At 70.1% G+C, this 20,412-nt stretch carries 20 protein-coding genes and 1 pseudogene; 11 read left to right on the top strand and 10 right to left on the bottom strand.

The features are described from left to right. Window positions 1–21: 21 nt before the first annotated feature. Entirely contained in the window at window positions 22–249 is a 228-nt protein-coding gene (locus ACSMXV_RS11690; protein WP_309484406.1) for a hypothetical protein, read from the top strand. A gap of 172 nt (window positions 250–421) precedes the next feature. Here the strand turns inward: ACSMXV_RS11690 and ACSMXV_RS11685 are convergent, their stop codons facing one another. The 7 genes from ACSMXV_RS11685 to ACSMXV_RS11655 all read right to left on the bottom strand — a co-directional run bounded on the left by ACSMXV_RS11685 (window position 422) and on the right by ACSMXV_RS11655 (window position 8,010). Then, window positions 422–1,687: a TerD family protein gene (locus tag ACSMXV_RS11685; RefSeq protein WP_473178899.1), complete on the bottom strand. Its 1,266-nt coding sequence runs from the start codon at window positions 1,685–1,687 to the stop codon at window positions 422–424. 151 nt (window positions 1,688–1,838) lie between these two features. Continuing rightward, on the bottom strand, window positions 1,839–2,828 hold the full coding sequence (locus ACSMXV_RS11680; protein ID WP_473177579.1) for a zinc-dependent alcohol dehydrogenase family protein: 990 nt from the start codon (window positions 2,826–2,828) through the stop codon (window positions 1,839–1,841). Beyond that, window positions 2,825–3,709: a carbohydrate ABC transporter permease gene (locus ACSMXV_RS11675; RefSeq protein WP_473177578.1), complete on the bottom strand. Its 885-nt coding sequence runs from the start codon at window positions 3,707–3,709 to the stop codon at window positions 2,825–2,827. Before ACSMXV_RS11675 ends, ACSMXV_RS11680 begins: the two co-directional genes overlap by 4 nt. Next, a complete protein-coding gene (locus ACSMXV_RS11670; RefSeq protein ID WP_473177577.1) occupies window positions 3,706–4,644 on the bottom strand; it encodes a carbohydrate ABC transporter permease in 939 nt (312 codons plus the stop codon). Before ACSMXV_RS11670 ends, ACSMXV_RS11675 begins: the two co-directional genes overlap by 4 nt. After that, on the bottom strand, window positions 4,641–6,002 hold the full coding sequence (locus ACSMXV_RS11665) for an ABC transporter substrate-binding protein (RefSeq protein ID WP_473177576.1): 1,362 nt from the start codon (window positions 6,000–6,002) through the stop codon (window positions 4,641–4,643). The genes ACSMXV_RS11670 and ACSMXV_RS11665 overlap by 4 nt, the downstream gene beginning before the upstream one ends. Window positions 6,003–6,133: 131 nt before the next feature. Further along, window positions 6,134–6,895, bottom strand: coding sequence for a DeoR/GlpR family DNA-binding transcription regulator (locus tag ACSMXV_RS11660; RefSeq protein WP_473178898.1), 762 nt, complete (start codon window positions 6,893–6,895; stop codon window positions 6,134–6,136). 305 nt (window positions 6,896–7,200) lie between these two features. Beyond that, entirely contained in the window at window positions 7,201–8,010 is an 810-nt protein-coding gene (locus tag ACSMXV_RS11655) for an NAD-dependent epimerase/dehydratase family protein (RefSeq protein ID WP_473177575.1), read from the bottom strand. Window positions 8,011–8,299: 289 nt separating this feature from the next. Between ACSMXV_RS11655 and ACSMXV_RS11650 the strand changes: the two genes are divergently transcribed. Both ACSMXV_RS11650 and ACSMXV_RS11645 read left to right on the top strand, forming a co-directional pair. Further along, window positions 8,300–9,247, top strand: a complete 948-nt coding sequence (locus ACSMXV_RS11650) for a 5-dehydro-4-deoxyglucarate dehydratase (protein ID WP_473177574.1) — start codon at window positions 8,300–8,302, stop codon at window positions 9,245–9,247. A 20-nt stretch (window positions 9,248–9,267) separates the two neighbouring features. Continuing rightward, window positions 9,268–10,443, top strand: a complete 1,176-nt coding sequence (locus ACSMXV_RS11645; protein ID WP_473178897.1) for a hypothetical protein — start codon at window positions 9,268–9,270, stop codon at window positions 10,441–10,443. A gap of 132 nt (window positions 10,444–10,575) precedes the next feature. On the opposite strand, the gene ACSMXV_RS11640 is transcribed toward ACSMXV_RS11645, so the two are convergent. Further along, entirely contained in the window at window positions 10,576–11,781 is a 1,206-nt protein-coding gene (locus ACSMXV_RS11640) for an MFS transporter (RefSeq protein ID WP_473177573.1), read from the bottom strand. Between the two features lie 135 nt (window positions 11,782–11,916). Between ACSMXV_RS11640 and ACSMXV_RS11635 the strand changes: the two are divergent. Together ACSMXV_RS11635 and ACSMXV_RS11630 are read left to right on the top strand one after the other, a co-directional pair. After that, a pseudogene (locus ACSMXV_RS11635) lies at window positions 11,917–12,204 on the top strand (pyridoxamine 5'-phosphate oxidase family protein); the annotation flags it as partial. Window positions 12,205–12,534: 330 nt separating this feature from the next. Further along, window positions 12,535–13,125: a TIGR03086 family metal-binding protein gene (locus ACSMXV_RS11630; protein ID WP_473178896.1), complete on the top strand. Its 591-nt coding sequence runs from the start codon at window positions 12,535–12,537 to the stop codon at window positions 13,123–13,125. Here ACSMXV_RS11630 and ACSMXV_RS11625 read toward each other — a convergent pair whose 3' ends face one another. Next, a complete protein-coding gene (locus tag ACSMXV_RS11625) occupies window positions 13,126–13,533 on the bottom strand; it encodes a type II toxin-antitoxin system VapC family toxin (RefSeq protein WP_473177572.1) in 408 nt (135 codons plus the stop codon). Beyond that, a complete protein-coding gene (locus ACSMXV_RS11620; RefSeq protein ID WP_181862106.1) occupies window positions 13,530–13,811 on the bottom strand; it encodes a type II toxin-antitoxin system Phd/YefM family antitoxin in 282 nt (93 codons plus the stop codon). The genes ACSMXV_RS11625 and ACSMXV_RS11620 overlap by 4 nt, the downstream gene beginning before the upstream one ends. A gap of 81 nt (window positions 13,812–13,892) precedes the next feature. Between ACSMXV_RS11620 and ACSMXV_RS11615 the strand changes: the two genes are divergently transcribed. From ACSMXV_RS11615 to ACSMXV_RS11590, 6 genes are all read left to right on the top strand, one after another. Beyond that, on the top strand, window positions 13,893–14,669 hold the full coding sequence (locus tag ACSMXV_RS11615; RefSeq protein WP_473177571.1) for an MBL fold metallo-hydrolase: 777 nt from the start codon (window positions 13,893–13,895) through the stop codon (window positions 14,667–14,669). 179 nt (window positions 14,670–14,848) lie between these two features. Then, window positions 14,849–15,514, top strand: a complete 666-nt coding sequence (locus ACSMXV_RS11610; RefSeq protein WP_473177570.1) for a GntR family transcriptional regulator — start codon at window positions 14,849–14,851, stop codon at window positions 15,512–15,514. Next, window positions 15,511–16,419 (top strand): dihydrodipicolinate synthase family protein, encoded by a 909-nt coding sequence (locus ACSMXV_RS11605; RefSeq protein ID WP_473177569.1) that lies wholly within the window; start codon window positions 15,511–15,513, stop codon window positions 16,417–16,419. Before ACSMXV_RS11610 ends, ACSMXV_RS11605 begins: the two co-directional genes overlap by 4 nt. Window positions 16,420–16,441: 22 nt before the next feature. Next, a complete protein-coding gene (gene araD / locus ACSMXV_RS11600) occupies window positions 16,442–18,433 on the top strand; it encodes an L-arabinonate dehydratase (RefSeq protein WP_473177568.1) in 1,992 nt (663 codons plus the stop codon). A gap of 111 nt (window positions 18,434–18,544) precedes the next feature. After that, window positions 18,545–19,501 carry a carbohydrate ABC transporter permease gene (locus ACSMXV_RS11595; RefSeq protein WP_473177567.1) on the top strand — a complete coding sequence of 319 codons (957 nt, stop codon included), beginning with the start codon at window positions 18,545–18,547 and terminating at the stop codon, window positions 19,499–19,501. Window positions 19,502–19,518: 17 nt separating this feature from the next. Further along, window positions 19,519–20,409: a carbohydrate ABC transporter permease gene (locus ACSMXV_RS11590; protein ID WP_473178895.1), complete on the top strand. Its 891-nt coding sequence runs from the start codon at window positions 19,519–19,521 to the stop codon at window positions 20,407–20,409. Window positions 20,410–20,412 lie beyond the last annotated feature (3 nt).

Genomic DNA, 20,412 nt, shown 5'->3' with positions numbered 1-20,412 from the left:
GCGGGGCGCATACTGCGTTTAATGACAAAGCCACCAGGTACTCGACGCCACCTTCCCTCAAGCCCCTTCAATGTTCCGCCACCGCCGGCCCAGCCCATCGAGCAGTTCGCTGTGGGTGACCGGGTCTCACATGATCAGTACGGGCTCGGAAGGGTCAGCGGAATCGAGGGCGATCACGCCGTACTCGTCGATTTCGCGGGCCGACAGGGGAGGTTTCTGAGTCCCTTTCCCAAGCTCGTCAAGCTCTGACAGGCAGCTACGAGGGGCCCAGGCCCCCGGCGAACTGCGCACGGGGCACAGGCGGGGCCGAAGCGAGCGACCCGTTCGGCCTCGCTGTCCGCTCGCCTGTGCCCCGTGTCGTCGGCACCCCGCCGCCCCGCCGCCGGTGATCCACGGAACTCGCCGCCGGTGACCCACAGAACTACAGCGCCTGCGCCGCCGGCTTCACCATGCCGCGGACCGTGCGGGACTTCACGAAGTCGCCCATCGCCGTCATCTCCCACTCGCCGGAGAACTGGCGGATCAGCTTGGCCATCATCACGCCCGTCTGCGGCTCGGCGCTCGTCAGGTCGAAGCGGACGAGCTCCTCGCCGGTCGCCGCGTCCAGCAGGCGGCAGTACGCCTTGGCGACCTCGGTGAACTTCTGGCCGGAGAACGAGTTGACCGTGAAGACAAGGCCCGTCACCTCCTGGGGCAGCCGGCCCAGGTCGACCACGATCACCTCGTCGTCCCCGCCGCCCTCGCCGGTGAGGTTGTCACCGGAGTGCTTGATCGCGCCGTTCACGATCGACAGCTTGCCGAAGTAGCAGCTGTCGACGTGGTTGCGCTGCGGGCCGTACGCGATGACCGAGGCGTCCAGGTCGATGTCCTTGCCGCGGTAGGCGGGCTCCCAGCCGAGGCCCATCTTCACCTGCGACAGCAGCGGGCGGCCGCCCTTGACCAGGGACACCGTCTGGTTCTTCTGCAGGCTGACGCGGCCCTTGTCGAGGTTGATCTTCCCCGTGCCGGGCGCGGGGGCGGCGGGCGCGGCGGCGGCCGGGGAAGCGGCGGGCGCCGGCGGGGCCGCGATGCGCGGGTCCACGGGGGGCGCGGGCGGCGTCACAGGCGGCTGCACGGCCGGTGCCGGCGGCGCGGGCGGCGCCTGGACCGGGGCCGCCTGGACCGGGGCCGCCTGGGCCGGGGCCTGGGCGGGCTCCTCCTCGACCGACACCCCGAAGTCCGTCGCGATACCGGCCAGGCCGTTCGCATACCCCTGGCCCACCGCGCGGGCCTTCCACGCGCCGTTCCGCAGATAGATCTCGACGACCACCAGCGCCGTCTCGGCGCCGAGCTGCGGCGGGGTGAAGGTGGCGATGACCGAGCCGTCGTCCGCGTTGCGGATGGTGGCCGTGGGCTCGATGCCCTGGAACGTCTGCCCGGCCGCGTCCGGGCTCGCCGTCACGACGATCTTCTCGATGCCGGGGGGCACGGCGGCCGTGTCCACCGTGATCGCGTCGGGTGCGGTGCCGCCGCCGGACCGGTAGGTGACACCCGGTCCTGCCGGCTGGTTGTAGAAGATGAAATCGTCGTCGGAGCGCACCTTGCCGTCGGCGGTGAGCAGCAGGCCCGATACGTCGAGCCGCACCGGGGCGGCGACGTCGACCGCCACGCGGGGGGCGGTGAGAGGGATGTTCGAGCCGGGGGTCATAGCTGTCATGCCTGGGTAACGAACGGGTGCGTTTTGCCGTTCCCTTACCTGGGGTGTTCTTGGGGCGTTCTTTTCCCCACTCCCCCCAGACGGGCTGAAATTCAGCCCGTCCGGCGATTGAGGACGAGGCGGCGCAGCCGCCGATCAACGCTCACGGCACCACCACGATCTTGCGCCCCACCCCCGAAGCGAACTGCTCCAGTGCCCGCGGATACTCCGCCAGCGGCACCCGATCGCTGATGAACACCTCCGGATCCAGCACGCCGCCGGCGAAGAGCTCCGCCGCCCGTTCGAAGCTGTGGAGTACCGCCATCGAACCGGTGATCGTGATCTCCTGGTTGTAGATCCGGTACGGGTCGATCGTGACGCGCGTCGCGTAGTCCGCGACCCCGAACTGAAGGAACGTGCCCGCCTTCGCCACCCGCCCCAGACCGTCCTGGATCGCCGCCGCGTTCCCGGTCGCGTCGACGACGACGTCCCAGCCCTGGGGGCGGTCGAGCTCGTCGGCGTTCGCGGCGGAACCGGAGACGCCGAGGCGCCGTGCTGTCGTCAGTCGGTCCGCGTTGATGTCGACCACGTCGACGCTCGCCGCACCCGTCCGCTTGGCGAGCTCCAGCATCATCAGGCCCATGGTTCCGGAGCCGTAGATCAGAACATGGGCGCCGAGCCGGGACTGCAGCACGTCGTAGCCGCGTACCGCGCAGGACAGCGGTTCGACGAGGGCCGCGTCCTGGGTGCGTATGTGGTCGGGGAGCTTGACGCAGTTGGCGGCCGGGGCCACCGCGTACTGCGCCGCGCCGCCCGCCGTGGTGACGCCGATCGCGGCCCACCGTTCGCACATGTTGTTGTGCCCGTTACGGCACTGGCGGCACTCGAAGCAGTACAGCGACGGATCGACGGCCACCCGGTCGCCGACGGCCAGTTCGGTGACCGCGCTGCCCAGGCCGACCACTTCGCCCGCGAACTCGTGGCCCGGTATGACCGGCAGGGTGGGTGCGAACTCGCCCTGCAGGATGTGCAGATCGGTGCCGCACAGCCCGCAGGCGGCGACCTCGACGACGACCTCGCGCGGCCCGGGCGTCGGGTCCGGCACCTCGGCGACGACTGCCTTGCCGACGGACTCGATGACGGCGGCCTTCATTTGACGGCTCCCAGTGAGAGGCCCTGGACCAGTTTGTCCTGGGCGGCGAACCCCGCGGCGAGCACCGGCAGGGAGATGACGAGCGACGCGGCGCACACCTTCGCCAGGAACAGGCCCTGGCTGGTGATGAAGCCGGTGAGGAACACGGGCGCTGTCTGGGCGACGGTGCCGGTCAGCACCCGCGCGAAGAGCAGCTCGTTCCAGCTGAAGATGAAGCAGATCAGGGCGGTCGCGGCGATGCCGGGCGCGGCGACGGGCGCCACCACGCGCGCGAGGACGGTCGGCAGCCGGGCGCCGTCGATCTGCGCGGCCTCGATGATCGCGACCGGTACCTCGGCGAGGAACGACTGCATCATCCACACCGCGATCGGCAGGTTCATCGACGTGTAGAGGATGATCAGCAGCCAGATGTTGTCGAGCAGGCCGGTGTTCTTGGCGAAGAGGTAGATCGGCAGCAGGCCCGCCACGGCCGGCAGCATCTTCGTCGACAGGAAGAAGAACAGGACGTCGGTCCACTTCTTCACCGGGCGGATCGACAGCGCGTACGCCGCCGGGAGCGCCAGCAGCAGCACGAAAAGGGTCGAGACCACGGACGCCGTCGCTGAGTTGATCAGCGCGGGCCAGGGGCTCGCGCCGCCGCCCGCGCCGAAGAAGTCGCGGTAGCCGTCCAGGGTGAGCGCGGCGGCGAAGGACGGCGGGTTGGTGGCGGCGTCCTCCTCGGAGTGCAAGGAGGTCAGCGCCATCCACGCGATGGGCAGGAAGAACACGATGCCGCTCAGCCAGGCGAGGAGGCCGAGGGCCGCCCCACGGCTGCGTATGCCGTTGTCGCGGACGCCGCTGCTGCGTACGCCGCCCTTGCGTACGACGGTGAGTGTGCTCATACGCGGGACACCTCCTCGCGGAAGAGGGACGAGACGACCCGCAGGGCGAAGGTCGCGATGACGATGGAGCCGATGACGACGAGGACGCCGGCGGCGGAGGCCAGGCCGTTCTCGTGCGCCGCGTAGAAGGTCTGGTAGACGGTGTAGGGGAGGTTCGCGGTGCCGAGGCCGCCCTGGGTGATCGTGAACACCGCGTCGAAGTTCTGGACGATGTAGATCGAGCCGAGCAGCGCGCCCAGTTCGAGATAGCGGCGCAGATGGGGCAGCGTCATATAGCGGAAGATCTGCCAGTTCGAGGCGCCGTCCATACGGGCGGCCTCCAGGACGTCGTGCGAGCGGCTCTGCAGTCCGGCCAGCAGGATCAGCATCATGAACGGCGTCCACTGCCAGACGAGCGACGCCTCGATCGCCAGCAGCGGAGTGCTGGAGATCCAGTCCGGCTGCGGGCCGCCCACCAGGTGCAGCAGGCCGTTGAGGAGTCCGTACTCGGGGTTGTAGAGCACGTGCTTCCACAGCAGCGCGGCCGCCACGGGCACCAGCAGGAACGGCGCGATCAGCAGCGTGCGGACGAGGCCGCGGCCGCGGAACCTCCGGTCCAGGAGCAGGGCGAGGCCCAGCCCGAGCACGAGGCTCATGAGGACGACCGTGACGGTCAGCAGGATGGTCGTCAGCACCGAGTTCCGCAGCTCCGGCTCCGTGAGCACCTCGCCGTAGTTGGCGAGTCCGGCGAACCGGCGGGCGTCCGGATACAGCGCGTTCCAGTCGAAGAGGGAGATCACCAGGGTGGCCACGAAGGGGAGCTGGGTGACCACGATCATGAAGACCAGGGCGGGCAGGAGCGGGGCCCGGGTGGCCCAGGCCCGCAGCCGGCCCGGCGGCTTGACCGTCGGGGCACGGCGTGCGGCCGTCACACGAGGAGCGGTGGTCGTCGTCACTTGTACTGCTCCGCGACCTTCTCGGCGAGCTTCTGCGACTTCGCGAGAGCCGCGTCGACGGACTGGCGGCCCGCGATGGCCGCGCTGATCTCCTGCGAGACCTTGGTGCCCAGGTCGGTGAACTCGGGGATACCGACGAACTGGATGCCGGGCGCCGGCCGGGGCTGCACCCCGGGGTCGTTCGGCCGTGCGGACTCGATGGCCGTGCGTGTCACGTCCGCGAAGGCCGCAGCCTCCTTGCGGTACTCGGGCCGCTCATACGTCGAGGCGCGCTTGCCCGCGGGCACATTGGCCCAGCCGAGCTCCTTGCCGACCAGCGCCTCGTACTCCTTGCTCGACGCCCAGGACACGAACTTCCAGGCGGCGTCCGGGGACTTGGACGCCTTCTGCACGCCCCACGCCCAGGTGTAGAGCCAGCCGGAGCTCGCCGTCTTGTCGACCGGAGCGGGTACGTAGCCCATCTTGCCCTTGACCGGGGAGCCGGAGGCCTCCAGGGAACCAGTCGCGGCCGTGGAGTCGTACCACATGGCGGTCTTGGACTGGGTGACGTTGTTCAGGCACTCCGCGTACCCGGACTGCGCCGCACCGGCCTCCCCGTGCTTGCGTACCAGATCGACATAGAACTTCGTCGCCTTCTTGAACTCGGGGGAGTCCAGGCGCGCCGTCCAGTCCTTGTCGAACCAGGTGCCGCCCATGGTGTTGACCACGGTGGTCAGCGGCGCCAGCGCCTCGCCCCAGCCGGGCAGTCCACGCAGGCAGATGCCCTTCATGTCCTTCTCCTCGGCGTCCACCTTGGCCGCGAGGTCCGCCACCTGCTGCCAGGTCGGCTTCTCGGGCATGGTCAGGCCGTGCTTCTCGAAGATGTCCTTGCGGTACATCAGGAAGGAGGACTCGCCGTAGAAGGGTTCGCCGTACAGCTTGCCGTCCGCGCCCGTCAGGGACTGGCGCATGGGCGGCAGGACGTCGTCCTGGTCGAAGGCCTTGTCCTTCGCGACATACGCGTCGAGATCGTGCAGCCAGCCGTTCTTGGCGTAGATCGGTATCTCGTAGTTGCTGAGCGTGGCGACGTCGTACTGGCCCGCCTGGTTGGCGAAGTCCTGGCTGATCTTGTCGCGGACGTCGTTCTCCGGGAGCACGGTGAAGTTGACCTTGATGCCGGTCTTCTTGGTGAAGTTCGCGGCGGTGAGCTTCTGCAGCTCCACCATCTGCGGGTTGTTGACCATCAGCACGTCGATGGAGTCGCCGCCCTCGGAGCCGCCTCCGCCGGCTCCGGCACCCGCACAGCCGGAGAGCAGCAGCGCGCCCGCTGCGGCTGCGACGATCAGGGAACGTGGGCTTGGTCGGTTCTGGTTGCGCATGTCGGCTCCTGGGTTTGCATGTCGGCTGCAGAATTGTGCACGTGGACGGCTTGATTTATGGCGATATAACGGGTGTGAGTGGGTGTGGTGAACCACGTCCGGCGCGGGTCCGGTACGCAGACGGGGGTGAGTCAGACTCGGATGACCTGCGGCCCTTGCAGGGAGTAGCGATGGGCCTCGGATACGGGCAGTCGGGTGGACGTGACGATCGCCTCGAGATCGCCGACCGAGGCGAAGCGGCAGAAGCTCACGGCCCCGAACTTGGTGTGGACCCCGGTGAAGACCGTGCGCCGCGAGGCGCGTATGGCCTGTGCCTTCACCTCACTGACCGCGGGATCGGGCGTGGTCAGACCATGTTCGCGGGTGATGCCGTTGGCTCCGATGAACGCCAGGTCGATCACGAACCCGGCGAGCATCCGGGTCGTCCAATGGTCGACGGTCGCGAGCGTCCCGGCGCGCACCCGGCCGCCGAGCAGCAGCACGGTGGTGTTCTCGGCCTCCGCGAGCGCGCCCGCGGTCGCCAATGACGCGGTGACCACGGTCAGCGGCCGGTCCCGGGGCAGAGCCTCGGCGATCAGCTGCGGCGTGAACCCCTCGTCGATGAAGATCGTCTCGGCGTCCCCGAGCAGCTCGGCCGCGGCGGCGGCGATCCGGCGCTTCTCGGGTACGTGCATGGTGGTGCGGAATGCGAGGGTCGTCTCGAATCCGGCGCTCTCCACGGGATAGGCGCCACCGTGGGTGCGGCGCACCAGACCGTGGTCCTCCAGCACGCGCAGATCGCGGCGGACCGTCTCCCTGGCCACGCCCAGATCGGCGGCGAGTGCGGCGACGTCGACCGAGCCCGCCAGGCGTGCCGCACGGACTATTGCGCGCTGGCGCTCCTCCGCTGTCATGGTCACCACACCTCCTTGCCGCTTCCCGCATGCATGCCCGTTCGGGCTCCGGGGAACCCGTTCGGGCTCTGTGGGGAAGTTCTACAGCGGGGGAAAGGCGGTGACCAGGCTCGTTGCAGAGTCGATATCGCCCGTTTATGCCCGTTCGACAGGGGGCGTGCCCGCGGCGGACCAGGCAGGGAGCGTTGGTGCGAGTGGTTTCGGGCGCTTCACGTGCCCGAACAAGATGCCGGGCGGGCCCGTTTGGTGCCCGCCCGCGGTTTCGCCGGTGTTCGTCGGCGGTTTCGCTCCGGTGTCAGTCGGCGTCAGTGCGGCCAGATCGGCGGGTTCGTGCAGAAGTGGCCGCCCAGGTGGGCGTGGTCCGGGTTGTCCGGGTCGAGTTCGCCGTGCTCCGCGATGAGCTTCTCGGCGTACTGCTCGGAGTCGTCCTGCGGTTCGTAGCCCAGGGCGCGGGCCGTCGACAGGTCCCACCACAGCCGGGTGTTGGCGGAGGAGCCGTAGACGACGGTGTGGCCGACGTTCTCCGCGGTCAGCGCCGCATGGAAGAGGCGGGCACCGTCGCCCGGTGACATCCACAACGACAGCATGCGGACGTTCGTCGGCTCCATGAAGCAGGAGCCGATGCGCACCGACACGGTCTCGAGGCCGTGCTTGTCCCAGTAGAACTGGGCGAGGTCCTCGCCGAACGACTTCGACAGGCCGTAGAAGGTGTCGGGGCGGCGCGGGGTGTCGATGGGGATCAGGGGGTCGTCACCTTGGGGGCGAGGGGTGAAGCCCACCGCGTGGTTGGAGGAGGCGAAGACGATCCTGCGGACGCCCTCCTCGCGCGCGGCCTCGTAGAGGTTGTACGTGCCCTCGATGTTCGCCTTCAGGATCTTGTCGAAGGACGATTCCAGGGAGATGCCCGCGAGGTGGATGATGGCGTCGACCCCGCGCACCGCCTCGCGCAGCGCGTCCTTGTCCGTGAGATCGGCGGTGATCGCGTCCGGCTCGCCCTCGATCGGCACCATGTCGAAGAGGCGCAGCTCATAGCCGTAGGCAGGCAGCAGCCCTCGCATCAGCGTGCCGAGGCCGCCAGCGGCGCCGGTGAGCAGGACGGTGCGGGGGACGGGCATGCGGGTCTCCTCGGGGCACGACCGACGCAAACGGCCTTGTGCATGTACACGATTCACATCCTTGGACACGCTAGGGAGCGTCGAGTAGTCGAGTCAAGTGCCGGGCGAGGCTTCCGAGGTGTCCGGGGACGTTCCATGGATGGCGTAAATCCCCCTCCATGGAGGGGGATTTGACCACTTGACCGGCCCCAGGAGGCCGCCTTAGCGTGAGCAGGTTCAGAGATATGGACGTTAATCAGAAACGTGCACGCCAGCGTGTGCATGCCTCAGGACGCCCCAGGGAGAGCCCGTGACGTCAGCCCCACTCGCCGCTCGACTCCAGATCCCCAGCGGGCCGCTGTTCTTCCCGGTCACCGCATACGGCCCCGACGGCTCCGTGGACCTTGACATCTGCCGCGCCCACGTACGCCGCGGTATCGAGGCCGGTGCGGCCGCCGTCTTCGCCTGCTGCGGCACCGGCGAGTTCCACGCGCTCACCCCCGAGGAGTTCCAGGACTGCGTCGCCGCGGCCGTCGAGGAGGCGGCGGGCCGCGTCCCGGTGGTCGCGGGCGCCGGATACGGCACCGCGCTCGCCGTGCGGTACGCGAAGCTGGCCGAGGAGGCTGGGGCCGACGGACTGCTCGCCATGCCCCCGTACCTCGTCGTCGCCGGGCGTGAAGGGCTCGTGCGGCACTACGCGAAGATCGCCGACGCGACCTCGCTGGACGTCATCGTCTACCAGCGCGACAACGCCGTGTTCACGCCCGAGACGGTCGTCAAGCTCGCCCGGCACCCCCGGATCGTCGGCCTCAAGGACGGCGTCGGAGACCTCGACCTGATGCAGCGCATCGTCAGCGCGGTGCGCCAGGAGCTGGCGGGCCAGGATTTCCTCTACTTCAACGGCCTGCCGACCGCGGAACTCACCGGCCTCGCCTACCGCGGCATCGGCGTCACGCTCTACTCCTCCGCCGTCTTCTGCTTCGCGCCCGAGATCGCGCTCGCCTTCCACAAGGCGCTGAACTCGGGCGACGACGCCACCGCGGGCCGCCTCATCGACGGCTTCTACCGCCCTCTCGTCGAACTGCGCAACCAGGGCCGCGGATACGCCGTCTCGCTGGTCAAGGCGGGTGTCAGGCTGCGGGGCCTCGACGTGGGCGAGGTGCGGCCGCCGCTGCACGAACCCACCGGTGACCACGTCAAGCGCCTCGCCGAGCTGATCGAGCGCGGCTACGCCCTGCTGCAGGAGAACGACGCATGATGGACCGCTCGAAGGGCCGTCTGAAGGCCTCCGTGTTCGTCTACCCCTGGGACGTCATCGGCGACCCGGACGCCGCCGCCCGCATCGCGGACCTCGGCGTCCAGCAGGTGACCCTCGCGTCCGCCTACCACTCCACGCGCGCGTTGACCCCGCGCCATCCCCGCCACCGCATCGTGACCGCCGAGCACGCCGCCGTGCTGTACCCGCCTTCCCCCGAGCGATGGGAAGGGCGAACTCTGCGGCCGTACGCCGCCGGGGACTGGGCGCCCGGTGACGCCTTCGGAGAGGCCGCCGGGGCCCTGGCCGCAGCAGGCCTCGACGTGCACACCTGGGTGGTCCTCGCGCACAACTCCCGCCTGGGCGCCGAGCATCCGAAGACGTCTGTCATCAACGCCTACGGCGACCGCTACCCCTGGGCGCCCTGTATCGCGCAGCCCGCCACGCGCGCGTACCTCATCGACCTCGCGGCGGAGGCGGCGGTACGGCCCGGCGCGCGCGGCACCGAGCTCGAGTCGCTGGGCTGGTACGGGCTCGCGCATCTGCACGCCCACGACAAGACAGGGGGCGTAGGGCTCGGTGACGCGGAGCAGTACCTGATGTCGCTCTGCTTCTGCCCGTCCTGCCGCGACGGCTATACGCAACAGGGGCTGGACCCGGACGAGTTGGCGGCGGCCGTCCGGGGCGCCCTGGAACCCGTATGGCGGGGGGCCGCGCCGTTGGAGGCCGGCTGGCCCGCCATCGAGAAGCTCCTCGGCGCCGACAGGGCGGCGGCCACGCGCGCGTGGCGCGACGAAACGGCCCGCACGCTCCAGGAGGCCGCGGTCTCGGCGGTACGCGCGGCCGCCTCCTCGTCCGGTACGGACGACTTCCAGGTGCTGCTGCACGCGGACCCGGTCCCGTACCACTGCGGGGCGAACGCGGGCGTCGATCCCGCGCACATCCTGTCCGTGGCCGACGGCGTGGTGGTGCCCTGCACGGGCGGTACGGGCCTGCTGGCTCCCTTTGCCGAACACCGCGGGGAGCGCGGCGTCCTCGCGGCCAACTTCACGATCGTGTCGGGCATGGGCGGCAGCCCGGCCACCCTGGCGTCCGACGCCGCCCGGGCGGCCGAGACGGGTGCGACGGAACTGCGGCTGTACCACGCGGGGTTGGCGTCGGACGCGGATCTGGAGGAGGTTCGGGCAGCACTGGACTGATGTGCACCGTTGTGGGCAGGCGTTCCGCGGGGCTGGGGCACCTCCCAGCGGCAGCAGGGGCAGGGTGGGCACAACCCGCGCCGTACGGAGCCGCCGCGCCTCACCGCTCGCGGCGGCTCCGTACGGCGCGCCTCACCGCCCCAGCGCGGTCGGCAGGCGTGCCGGGGTGCGCACAAGCCACAGTGCGCACCCGCCCCCGACCGCACCCGCCACCGGCAGCAACACACGGTGGTCCACGACCGCGATCAGTCCCGCGCCCACCGCCAGGGCCACCGCGTTCGGTGCGAAGACCAGGGTGTTGGCGGTGGCTGCGGCCCGGCCGAGGAGCGCGGCCGGCGTCTCCCGCTGGACCGCCGTCAGCACCGCGATCAGCACGCAGGGCAGGCCGAGGCCGATCGCCGCGCTCGCGGCCAGCGCCACCGCGTCGTACGGCAGAGCGCGAAGCGCCACGGCCGCCGCGAACAGCGTGACGCCCGCCGCCGCGAACCGCCGCCCGCCGATGCGGCGCATCAGGGGCCCGGAGGCGAATCCCAGCGCCACCGAGCCCGTGCCCTGCACGGCGTAGAGCAGCCCCACGTACGCGGGCGAATGGCCCAGCCCCTCGTCGACCACCGCGAAGATCGCCGCGCCGTTGACGCCCGCCATGAGCATCGTCACGCCGGCCGCGGCGACGAGGGGCCGCAGCCGGTCGTGGCGCCACAGGTAGTGGGCGCCCTCAGCGGTCTGCGGCCACCAGCCCGCCGTGGGCCGGGCAGGCCGGGTCTCCCGTACCCGGAGCAGCGCGTAAAGGCACGCGGCCACCGCGAACGTGACGGCGTCCAGCGCGGCGACGGCGGGGCCTCCGTACACCGCGAAGAGGCCCGCCCCGGCGAGCGGCGCGACCAGTTTCACGCCCTCGTTGGCGGTCGTCCGCAGACCGTTGAAGTCGCCGAGGAGGTCCCTGTCCACGGCGGCGGCCACGAGGGCGGCCTCGGCGGCGTCGTGCACCACTCCCGCGGCCCCGTACACCACCAGCACCGCGAAGAGGAGCCACAGCCGCTCCGCCGAGTCGACGGTGAGGAGCGGCAGCAGCAGGGCGGCCAAGGCCAGGTTCGTCCAGATCAGCAGCGGCCTCCGGCGTGTGCGGTCCGCCAGCGTGCCGAGCAGCGGTCCGACGAGGGCCGGCGCCCACAGCGCGAAGGTGCACAGAGCGGCGAGACTGTCGGACCCCGTCAGGTCTTTCACCCAGACTCCCGCCGCCAGCCACATCGCCGACGACCCGAACCCCGAGACGACTACGCCCCCGAGATACAGCCCTGCGTCGCGGTCTCTCAGGACCCGTGCCACTGTCCATGTCATGGCAGGTCATCGTGGGTCTAAGGCCCTACGCCCGGGATCGGGAACGTGCCTTAGATCAGGAGTAGGCCGAAAGTACGAGGGATCCGCACCTGCAGACCGAAGCAGGCCGATGGCCTGCACGGCTGAGATGGGCGGATGGGCCTTCTCGAGCATCCGACCGATCCCGCCGTTCTGGACCGTTTGGCCAAGGACGAGAACGTCTGGCTGTGCAGCGTGCGTCCGGACGGATCACCCCATGTGACGCCTGTGTGGTTCGTCTTTCTCCAGGGCAGCTGGTGGATCGGTGTCGACAGCGGCTCGGTCAAGGTGCGCAATATCGCGAGGAACCCGCAGGTATCCCTGGCGTTGGAGGACGGCCGGTCGCCGGTCGTGGCGGAGGGAGAGGCTCAGCTGCACCGTGACGGCTTTCCCCCGGAGGTGACGGCTGCCTTCGCAGTTGAAGTACGAATGGGACGTCACTGTTCCGCACAGGCCGGATGGAGTACGCGTACTACTCCAAGTTCACGTGCGACGGTGGTTGTTACATGGCGTCGCGCAGTGACCGCCGGGAGTTCGTCACGCGACGGTGACGTGGATGTCGTGGCGGACAACAACTGCAATTGCCGCGAACGCGCGGGCGCCCGGACGCAGGTCCGCCGAGTGCCGTGCTGGACGCCGCCGAATGCCTGTGGGAGCGGCGATGAGTTTCGGGCCCCTCGTGGGTCTACTGAGGTGAGAGGCCCAGAAACGAGCAAGACAAGCGAGGAGAGCCCCATGACTGAGCCGACCGTCGACTTCGGACCGCAGACCAGGCTCGTGGCGCGGCTGGCCGAGCACGTGGCCGACGAGCAGCTGGGTGCCGCCACCCCCTGCCCGGACTACGCGGTGCACCACCTGCTGGGGCATGTCGTCGGGCTGACCGTGGCCTTCCGGGATGCCGCGCGTAAGGACTTCGGCCCGACGACCGACACCGATCCCGGGTCGTTCATGCCCGACGTGGAACCGGACTGGCGAAGCGCCCTGCCGAAGCTGCTCGGCGAGCTGGCCGACGCCTGGCGGGACCCGCGGGCGTGGGAGGGCATGACCCGCGCGGGCAGCGTCGACCTGCCGGGCGCTGTGGCAGGCGCCGTCGCCATGGACGAGCTCGTGGTGCACGGCTGGGATCTGGCCCGCGCCACGGGCCAGGACTACGCTCCCGACACCCCGAGTCTGGAGGCCGCCCACAGCCTCCTCGCCCAGGCGGCCGAGGACCCGACCGGCGGCGGCGGTCTGTTCGGCCCGGTCGTCTCCGTCCCTGCCGACGCCCCGCTCCTGGATCGAGTCATCGGGCTGAGCGGCCGCGAGCCGGGGTGGACGCCGGCCTGACTACTCGGACGGCGCGGTGACCGGGAAACCGAGGTCCTCGGCGGCCTTGGCCAGCTCCAGGTCGTAGGTGACGAAATCCGTGAGGTCTGTACGGAACGGGTCAGCGCTCGCGAGGTGGATCGCGTCCGGCGAGCCGAGCCGTCGCGTCTGGTACGCCATGGCGCGCGCCAGCACCGTGCTGGTGAGGTCGATGAGGTAGACGCCGCGGACGGCCTGTGCCACGTGGTACGGCACCCGCTGATGATCGACACCCGCCCGGTGCAGCGTGCGGGTGATCTCCAGCCGGGCCAGTTCGCTCGTGACGAGTTCGGTGCCTTCGGGCAGTGCCGCCCGCCATGCCCGCAGTGCCGACGTCTCCTTCTCCGCCTTGATGAACTTCAGAAGCGCACACGCATCGAGGTAGATCAACGCCGCCGCTCCCGGTCTCGTTCATCGATCAACAGGTCTGACAGGCTAGGGAGCTCGGGCGCGAGGTCCGGGTCCAGATCCGGCATCCCCTGCTCCGCGGGTGGGTGGGCGTCGCCGGACTCGAGCATGCGCTGCAGCACACTCGGAGCCTCGGTCTCGGGCACCATGCGCAGCACGGGCTTCCCCCGGTCGGTGACCAGTATCGGCACGCCGGATCTGACGAGTGCCACGGCCTTGGACGGGTTCTGGTTGAGTTCGCGCAGCCCGATGGTCTTCATGCGCTCCAATGTACCTACATAAGGTAGGTACATCCACGGAAACAGCGTGCGCGCAGGCGTGCGACCGCCTAGCCTCCCCGCATGCCCCTCACCCTCACCGTCCTTGGTACCGCCTCCCCCCACCCTCAGCCCGGGCGCCCCTGCTCCGGATATCTGCTGAGCGGCGGCGGGGCCGAGGTGTGGGTGGACGCCGGGCCGGGGACCTTCGCGGAATTGCAGCGGCACACCGATCCGGCGCGGCTGTCGGGGATATGGATCTCGCATCTGCACGCGGACCACAGTGCCGATCTGCTGTCAGCTGTGTACGGGCTCGCGTACGGCGGGCTCACGCCCAGCGTGCCCATCCCCGTGTACGCGCCGGCTGCCTGTGCGCGTCGCCTCGCCGGGTTCTTCGGTAAGGCCGACCCCGCGTTCCTGGACGGCGTCTTCGCCTTCGAGGCGCTGTACGACGGCCACGAAACACGCCTCGGCGGGCTTCGGCTGACCAGTCGCGCCGTCCTCCACGACACCGAGGCGTACGGGCTGCGGGCCGAGTGCGACGGGGCCGTGCTCGCGTACTCGGGGGACAGCGGGCCGTGCGCGGCGCTCGGTGAGATCGCCCGTGGCGCCGACCTTCTGCTCTGCGAGGCCGACATCGACCGGCATCACGAACGTGAACAGCAGCAGGTGCATCTCACGCCTGAAGATGCCGGCGCGCTCGCCCGTTCCGCAGGTGTCCGTGAGCTCCTCGTCACCCACGTCGGGCCCACGCTCACGCCCGAGTCGGCTACCGAGCGCGCCGCCGCGGCCTACGGCGGGCCGACGGCGACGGCCCGCGAAGGGGACGTCCGGAGCGTCAGGACGACATGTAACTCCTAGCAGCAGCACTCCGGTTCAGAAGTTTCGGCTGCCAAGGCCTGTTCAGGCGGTTGCCCCACACCTGGTCAAAAACTTCTTCTGTCCGAAGCGTTGACGAAACACAGGCCCCCTCCTACCTTCAACGCGTCGTACTTCGTACGTCATATATGAGACGCGATATGTGAGATCCGAGGGCGCCCATGACCTCCGTGCCGACTCCGATCCCCTCCCGCACGCAGTTCGTGCTGGAGGGGATCAAACACCGCATCCTCACCGGGCAGTTGACCCCGGGGCAGGCGCTGGTCGAGACCGAGCTCGCCGCGCAGTTCGGGGTGTCCAAGACGCCCGTGCGCGAGGCGCTCAAGACCCTGGCCGGCACCGGGCTCGTCGTGATGAACCAGTACAAGGGCGTCACGGTGCGCATGGTGGACGCGGACATGGCGCGCGAGGTCTACGACGTGCGACTGCTGCTCGAACCCGAGGCGCTGCGGCGGGCCGTCCGGCGCGGCGCAGCGCTGGACGCGGCACGCGACGCCCTCACCCGCGCCGACCAGGCCACCGACACCGCCGAACGCTCCCTCGCCAACCGGGAGTTCCACCGCGCCCTCTACGTGCCCTGCGGCAATCCGTTGCTCGGCCGCATGCTCGACGAGGTCCGCGACCAGGCGGCCCTGGTCTCCGCGGTCGCCTGGGCCGCCGACCCGTCGTGGGAGCGGGAGGCCGGCGAACACCGCGAGATCCTGCGGCTCGCCCTCGAGGGCGACGCGGACGGTGCCGCCGAGGCCCTGCACGCACACATCGCGTCGTTCGTGCAACGGGCCTTTCCCGAGTCCGAGAACGAGCAGGGAGAGGGTGAGCAGGCATGACAGCGACGTTCGAGCCCCAGCGGGCCGCGCTCGCCGACGTCGTGGCGATCCCCGTGACGCCGTTCGCCGAGGACGGCACGATCGACCACGCCGCGCACCGCGCCTTGCTGTGCCGGCTGCTTGACGGCGGCGTGCGGATCCTGACCCCGAACGGCAACACCGGGGAGTTCTACGCTCTCACCCCCGAGGAGCGGCACACCATCACCGAGTTGACGATCGACGAGGCGGGCGACCGGGCCGCGATCCTGGTCGGCGTGGGCCACGACGTGCCGACCGCGGTCGCCGCCGCCCGCCACGCCCGCGAGGCCGGCGCGCAGATGGTGATGGTCCATCAGCCCGTGCATCCGTACGTCTCCGACGGCGGCTGGGTCGACTACCACCGGGCGATCGCCGAGGCGGTCCCCGAACTGGGAGTCGTGCCCTACATCCGCAATGCGGTGCTGCGCGGCGAGCGTCTCGCCGAGCTCGGCGAGGCCTGCCCCAACGTCATCGGCGTGAAGTACGCGGTGCCGGACGCCGCCCGGTTCGCGGCCTTCGCACGGGACGCGGGCCTGGACCGCTTCGTGTGGATCGCGGGCCTCGCCGAGCCGTACGCGCCCTCGTACTTCTCCGCGGGCGCCACCGGCTTCACCTCCGGGCTCGTGAACGTCGCGCCTTCCGTCTCCATGAACATGATCGAAGCGCTTCGATCCGGCGACTACCCGGCCGCGATGAAGGTCTGGGAGCAGATCCGGCGCTTCGAGGAGCTGCGCGCGGCGCACGGCTCCGCCAACAACGTCACCGTCGTCAAGGAGGCCCTGGCCTCGCTCGGCCTGTGCCGCCGCGACGTGCGCGCCCCGAGCAAGGTGCTGCCCGAGGCCGAGCGTGCAGAGGTCGCCGCGATCGCTGCGGCGTGGTCGATATGAGAGCCGGCGAGAGGTGGTCGATGTGACCAGCGAGAACACGGCACGCGGCGAGAGCACGGCACGCGGCGAGAGCACGGCCCTCGGCGAGAGCACGGCCCTCGGCCGGGACACGGCCCCCGGCGGGGACACGGCCCCCGGCGGGGACACGGCCCCCGGCCGGGACACGACAGCCGGCGAGCCCGCGACCCGCGGCAAGCACGAAACGGCACGCGCGAACACGACCGCCGGTGCGAACGCCGCGACCCGCGAGAACACGGCACCCGACAAGCACGCCACCCCCGGCGCGAACCCGACGCGCACCCCCGAGCAGCTCCGCAGCCACCAGTGGTACGGCACCGACGGCCTGCGCAGCTTCAGCCATCGTGCCCGCACCCGCCAGCTCGGCTATCTGCCCGAGGAACACCTCGGCAAGCCGGTCATCGCGATCCTCAACACCTGGTCCGACATCAACCCCTGCCACGTCCACCTGCGCGACCGCGCGCAGGCCGTGAAGCGGGGCGTGTGGCAGGCAGGCGGCTTCCCCCTCGAGTTCCCGGTCTCCACGCTGTCCGAGACCTTCCAGAAGCCCACCCCCATGCTCTACCGCAACATGCTCGCGATGGAGACCGAGGAGCTGCTGCGGTCCTACCCCGTCGACGGCGCGGTGCTGATGGGCGGCTGCGACAAGTCGACGCCCGCGCTTCTGATGGGCGCGGCGAGCGTCGACCTGCCGGTCGTCTTCGTACCCGCCGGGCCCATGCTGCCGGGCCACTGGCGCAACGAGGTCCTCGGTTCCGGCACCGACATGTGGAAGTACTGGGACGACAAGCGCGCCGGGCTCATCGGTGACTGCGAGATGAGCGAACTGGAGAGCGGCCTCGCCCGCTCGCCCGGCCACTGCATGACCATGGGCACCGCCTCCACGCTGACCGCCGCGGCGGAGACGCTGGGCGTGACGATGCCCGGGGCGTCGTCGATCCCCGCCGTCGACTCGGGGCACGACCGGATGGCGGCCGCCGCCGGACTGCGGATCGTCGAACTGGTCCGCAACGACAGGAAGTTGTCCGACCTGCTCACACCCGAGGCCTTTGAGGACGCCGTGACGACCGTCCTCGGCCTGGGGGGCTCCACCAACGCCGTCATCCATCTGATCGCCATGGCCGGGCGCGCGGGGGTGCGGCTCACCCTGGACGACTTCGACCGCATCGCCCGTACGGTCCCGGTGCTCGCCAACATCCGCCCCGGCGGAGGCCCGTACCTCATGGAGGACTTCCACTTCGCGGGCGGCCTGCCCGGGTTCCTCTCCCGCATCACGGACCTGCTCCACCTGGACCGGCCCACGGTCGCCCACGACACCCTGCGCGAGCAGCTCGCCGGAGCCCTGGTCCACAACGACGACGTGATCCGCACCCGCGACAACCCCGTGGCGGCGGAGGGCGGAGTCGCGGTGCTGCGCGGCAACCTCTGCCCCGACGGCGCCGTCATCAAGCACATCGCCGCCGAGCCCCACCTGCTCAAGCACACCGGCCCGGCCGTCGTCTTCGACGACTACAAGACGATGCAGCGCACCATCAACGACCCGGCCCTCGGCATCACCCCGGACCATGTGCTGGTGCTGCGCAACGCCGGCCCCAAGGGCGGCCCGGGGATGCCCGAGTACGGGATGCTGCCCATCCCCGACCACCTGCTGAAGCAGGGCGTGCGGGACATGGTGCGGATCTCCGACGCGCGGATGAGCGGTACGTCGTACGGGACGTGCGTGCTGCACATCGCGCCCGAGTCGTACATCGGCGGACCGCTCGCCCTCGTACGGACCGGGGACCGGATCAGCCTCGATGTCGAGGCTCGCACCCTCCAACTGGACGTACCCGACGAGGAGTTGGCGCGGCGCCGGGCCGCGTGGACGCCGCCGCCCGAGCGGTACGAGCGCGGCTACGGCGCGCTGTACAACGAACAGATCACCCAGGCCGACACCGGCTGCGACTTCGCCTTCCTGGCCAGACCGGGGAAGGTGCCGGATCCCTACGCGGGCTGACCGAGCCGCCCCCCCGCTTCCCCAAACCGTCCGGCAAGCACCTCGACCATCGAGAAAGCGCTTGCCCGCCGAAGCCGCCGATTCCCAGAACCCCCAGAACGGAGCGCAGTCATGGCCCAAGCCGCAGCCGTGGCGAAACGACCACCCGGGGCACCCAGCCCGGCCCGGGTGCCCCGACGGCGCCGCACGGGCGCGACGCCGCGCCGGCTCCCGTATCTGCTGATCGCGCCGGCCGCCCTGCTGATGCTGGGCTTCATCGCCTACCCCGTGCTCAGCGTCTTCTACTACAGCCTGCAGCACTACAACCCCACCAAGCCGTGGCGGAACGGCTTCGCGGGCTTCGAGAACTTCGTCACCGCCTTCACCGAGGACCCGCAGTTCTGGTCGACCCTCGGCTTCAGCCTCCAGTGGGTGGTCGTCGAGGTCACCCTGCAGTTGCTCCTGGGCCTCGGGCTCGCTCTGATCGTCAACCAGACGTTCGTCGGCCGGGCGCTGTCCCGCGCGATGGTCTTCTCGCCCTGGGCCGTCTCCGGCGTCCTGACCTCGACGATCTGGCTGCTGATCTACAACTCCCAGACGGGCATCACCCGGTACCTGGCCGACATGGGGATCGGCTCGTACGGAACGTCCTGGCTGTCCGACACCAGCACCGTCTTCCCGGCGGTCGTCACCGCCGAACTCTGGCGTGGCGTGCCGTTCTTCGCGATCCTCATCCTCGCCGACCTCCAGTCCGTGTCGAAGGACCTGTACGAGGCGGCCGAGGTGGACGGCGCCAGCCGCATCCGGCAGTTCTTCCACATCACGCTGCCGCACCTGAAGGACGCGATCATCCTCTCCACGCTGCTGCGCGCGGTCTGGGAGTTCAACAACGTCGACCTGCTCTACACGCTCACCGGCGGCGGCCCCGCGGGCGAGACGACGACGCTGCCACTGCGCATCGCCTCCATCGCCGTCGACTCCCACGACTTCGGCTACGCCTCCGCGCTGACCTCCATCGCCTTCGTGATCCTCCTCTTCTGCTCGATGGTCTATCTGCGCCTGAGCAAGTTCGGAGGCGACGACAAGTGATCACCAAGGACGCCGACATGGTGGAAACCACCGCACCCGCCGCCCCCGCCGCGCCTCCTGCCATGAGCGGCCCCGCGCCCAGGCGCCGGAAGCGCGCCTGGGACGAGCCCCCGCGCTGGCAGATCTACGTCCCGCTCGGGATCTACCTGCTCTTCACGCTCGTCCCCTTCTACTGGATGCTGCTGTTCGCGATCCGGCCCGCGGGCTCCACCTCGCTGCTGCCGTGGCCGCTCACCTTCGAGCACTTCGAGAAGGTGTGGACCGAGCGCAGCTTCGGGGTGTTCTTCCAGAACAGCCTCCTCGTGGGCGTCGCCTCCATGCTGATGACCACTGTCGTGGCACTCGCCGGCGGCTACGCCCTGGCCCGCTTCGACTTCCGGATCAAGCGCGGCTTCATGCTGGCCCTGCTGTGCTCGCAGTTCATCCCGGGCGCGCTGATGCTGGTCCCGCTCTTCCAGATCTTCGCCAATCTGCGGATGATCAACTCGCTGGGCAGCGTCATCATCGCCGAGACCGTCTTCCAGCTGCCGCTGTCGATGATCCTCATCAGCGGCTTCATCAGGAACGTGCCGTACTCCCTGGAGGAGGCCGCCTGGGTCGACGGCTGCAGTCGCTTCCGCGGCTTCTGCGCCATCGTCCTGCCGATGCTGCGGCCCGGACTGATCGCCGTCGGCTCCTTCGCCTTCGTGCACAGCTGGAACCACTTCCTGTTCGCCCTGATGTTCCTCAGCAACCAGGAGAAGCAGACGATCCCGGTCGGCCTGGCCACGCTGATGAGCGCGGACAGCATCGACCTGGGCGCACTGGCCGCGGGCGGTGTCGTCGCCGCGGTGCCCGTCGTGATCGTGTTCGCGTTCATCCAGAAGTGGTTGGTCACGGGGTTCAGCGCCGGGGCGGTGAAGGGATGAGAC

The sequence above is a fragment of the Streptomyces sp. DSM 42067 genome (assembly GCF_055792885.1).
The sequence above is the reverse complement of the archived record's forward strand: the minus strand, read 5'-3'. Positions and strand labels throughout refer to the sequence as shown.

What these genes read in the sequence shown, in the direction of transcription:
- ACSMXV_RS11655 (WP_473177575.1), bottom strand. Translation starts at nt 8,010, where the DNA reads ATGCCCGTCCCCCGCACCGTCCTGCTCACCGGCGCCGCTGGCGGCCTC.
- ACSMXV_RS11640 (WP_473177573.1), bottom strand. Translation starts at nt 11,781, where the DNA reads ATGACATGGACAGTGGCACGGGTCCTGAGAGACCGCGACGCAGGGCTG.
- ACSMXV_RS11595 (WP_473177567.1), top strand. Translation starts at nt 18,545, where the DNA reads ATGGCCCAAGCCGCAGCCGTGGCGAAACGACCACCCGGGGCACCCAGC.
- ACSMXV_RS11675 (WP_473177578.1), bottom strand. Translation starts at nt 3,709, where the DNA reads ATGAGCACACTCACCGTCGTACGCAAGGGCGGCGTACGCAGCAGCGGC.
- ACSMXV_RS11630 (WP_473178896.1), top strand. Translation starts at nt 12,535, where the DNA reads ATGACTGAGCCGACCGTCGACTTCGGACCGCAGACCAGGCTCGTGGCG.
- ACSMXV_RS11605 (WP_473177569.1), top strand. Translation starts at nt 15,511, where the DNA reads ATGACAGCGACGTTCGAGCCCCAGCGGGCCGCGCTCGCCGACGTCGTG.
- ACSMXV_RS11690 (WP_309484406.1), top strand. Translation starts at nt 22, where the DNA reads ATGACAAAGCCACCAGGTACTCGACGCCACCTTCCCTCAAGCCCCTTC.
- ACSMXV_RS11685 (WP_473178899.1), bottom strand. Translation starts at nt 1,687, where the DNA reads ATGACCCCCGGCTCGAACATCCCTCTCACCGCCCCCCGCGTGGCGGTC.
- ACSMXV_RS11680 (WP_473177579.1), bottom strand. Translation starts at nt 2,828, where the DNA reads ATGAAGGCCGCCGTCATCGAGTCCGTCGGCAAGGCAGTCGTCGCCGAG.
- ACSMXV_RS11660 (WP_473178898.1), bottom strand. Translation starts at nt 6,895, where the DNA reads ATGACAGCGGAGGAGCGCCAGCGCGCAATAGTCCGTGCGGCACGCCTG.
- ACSMXV_RS11615 (WP_473177571.1), top strand. Translation starts at nt 13,893, where the DNA reads ATGCCCCTCACCCTCACCGTCCTTGGTACCGCCTCCCCCCACCCTCAG.
- ACSMXV_RS11665 (WP_473177576.1), bottom strand. Translation starts at nt 6,002, where the DNA reads ATGCGCAACCAGAACCGACCAAGCCCACGTTCCCTGATCGTCGCAGCC.
- ACSMXV_RS11620 (WP_181862106.1), bottom strand. Translation starts at nt 13,811, where the DNA reads ATGAAGACCATCGGGCTGCGCGAACTCAACCAGAACCCGTCCAAGGCC.
- ACSMXV_RS11590 (WP_473178895.1), top strand. Translation starts at nt 19,519, where the DNA reads ATGGTGGAAACCACCGCACCCGCCGCCCCCGCCGCGCCTCCTGCCATG.
- ACSMXV_RS11610 (WP_473177570.1), top strand. Translation starts at nt 14,849, where the DNA reads ATGACCTCCGTGCCGACTCCGATCCCCTCCCGCACGCAGTTCGTGCTG.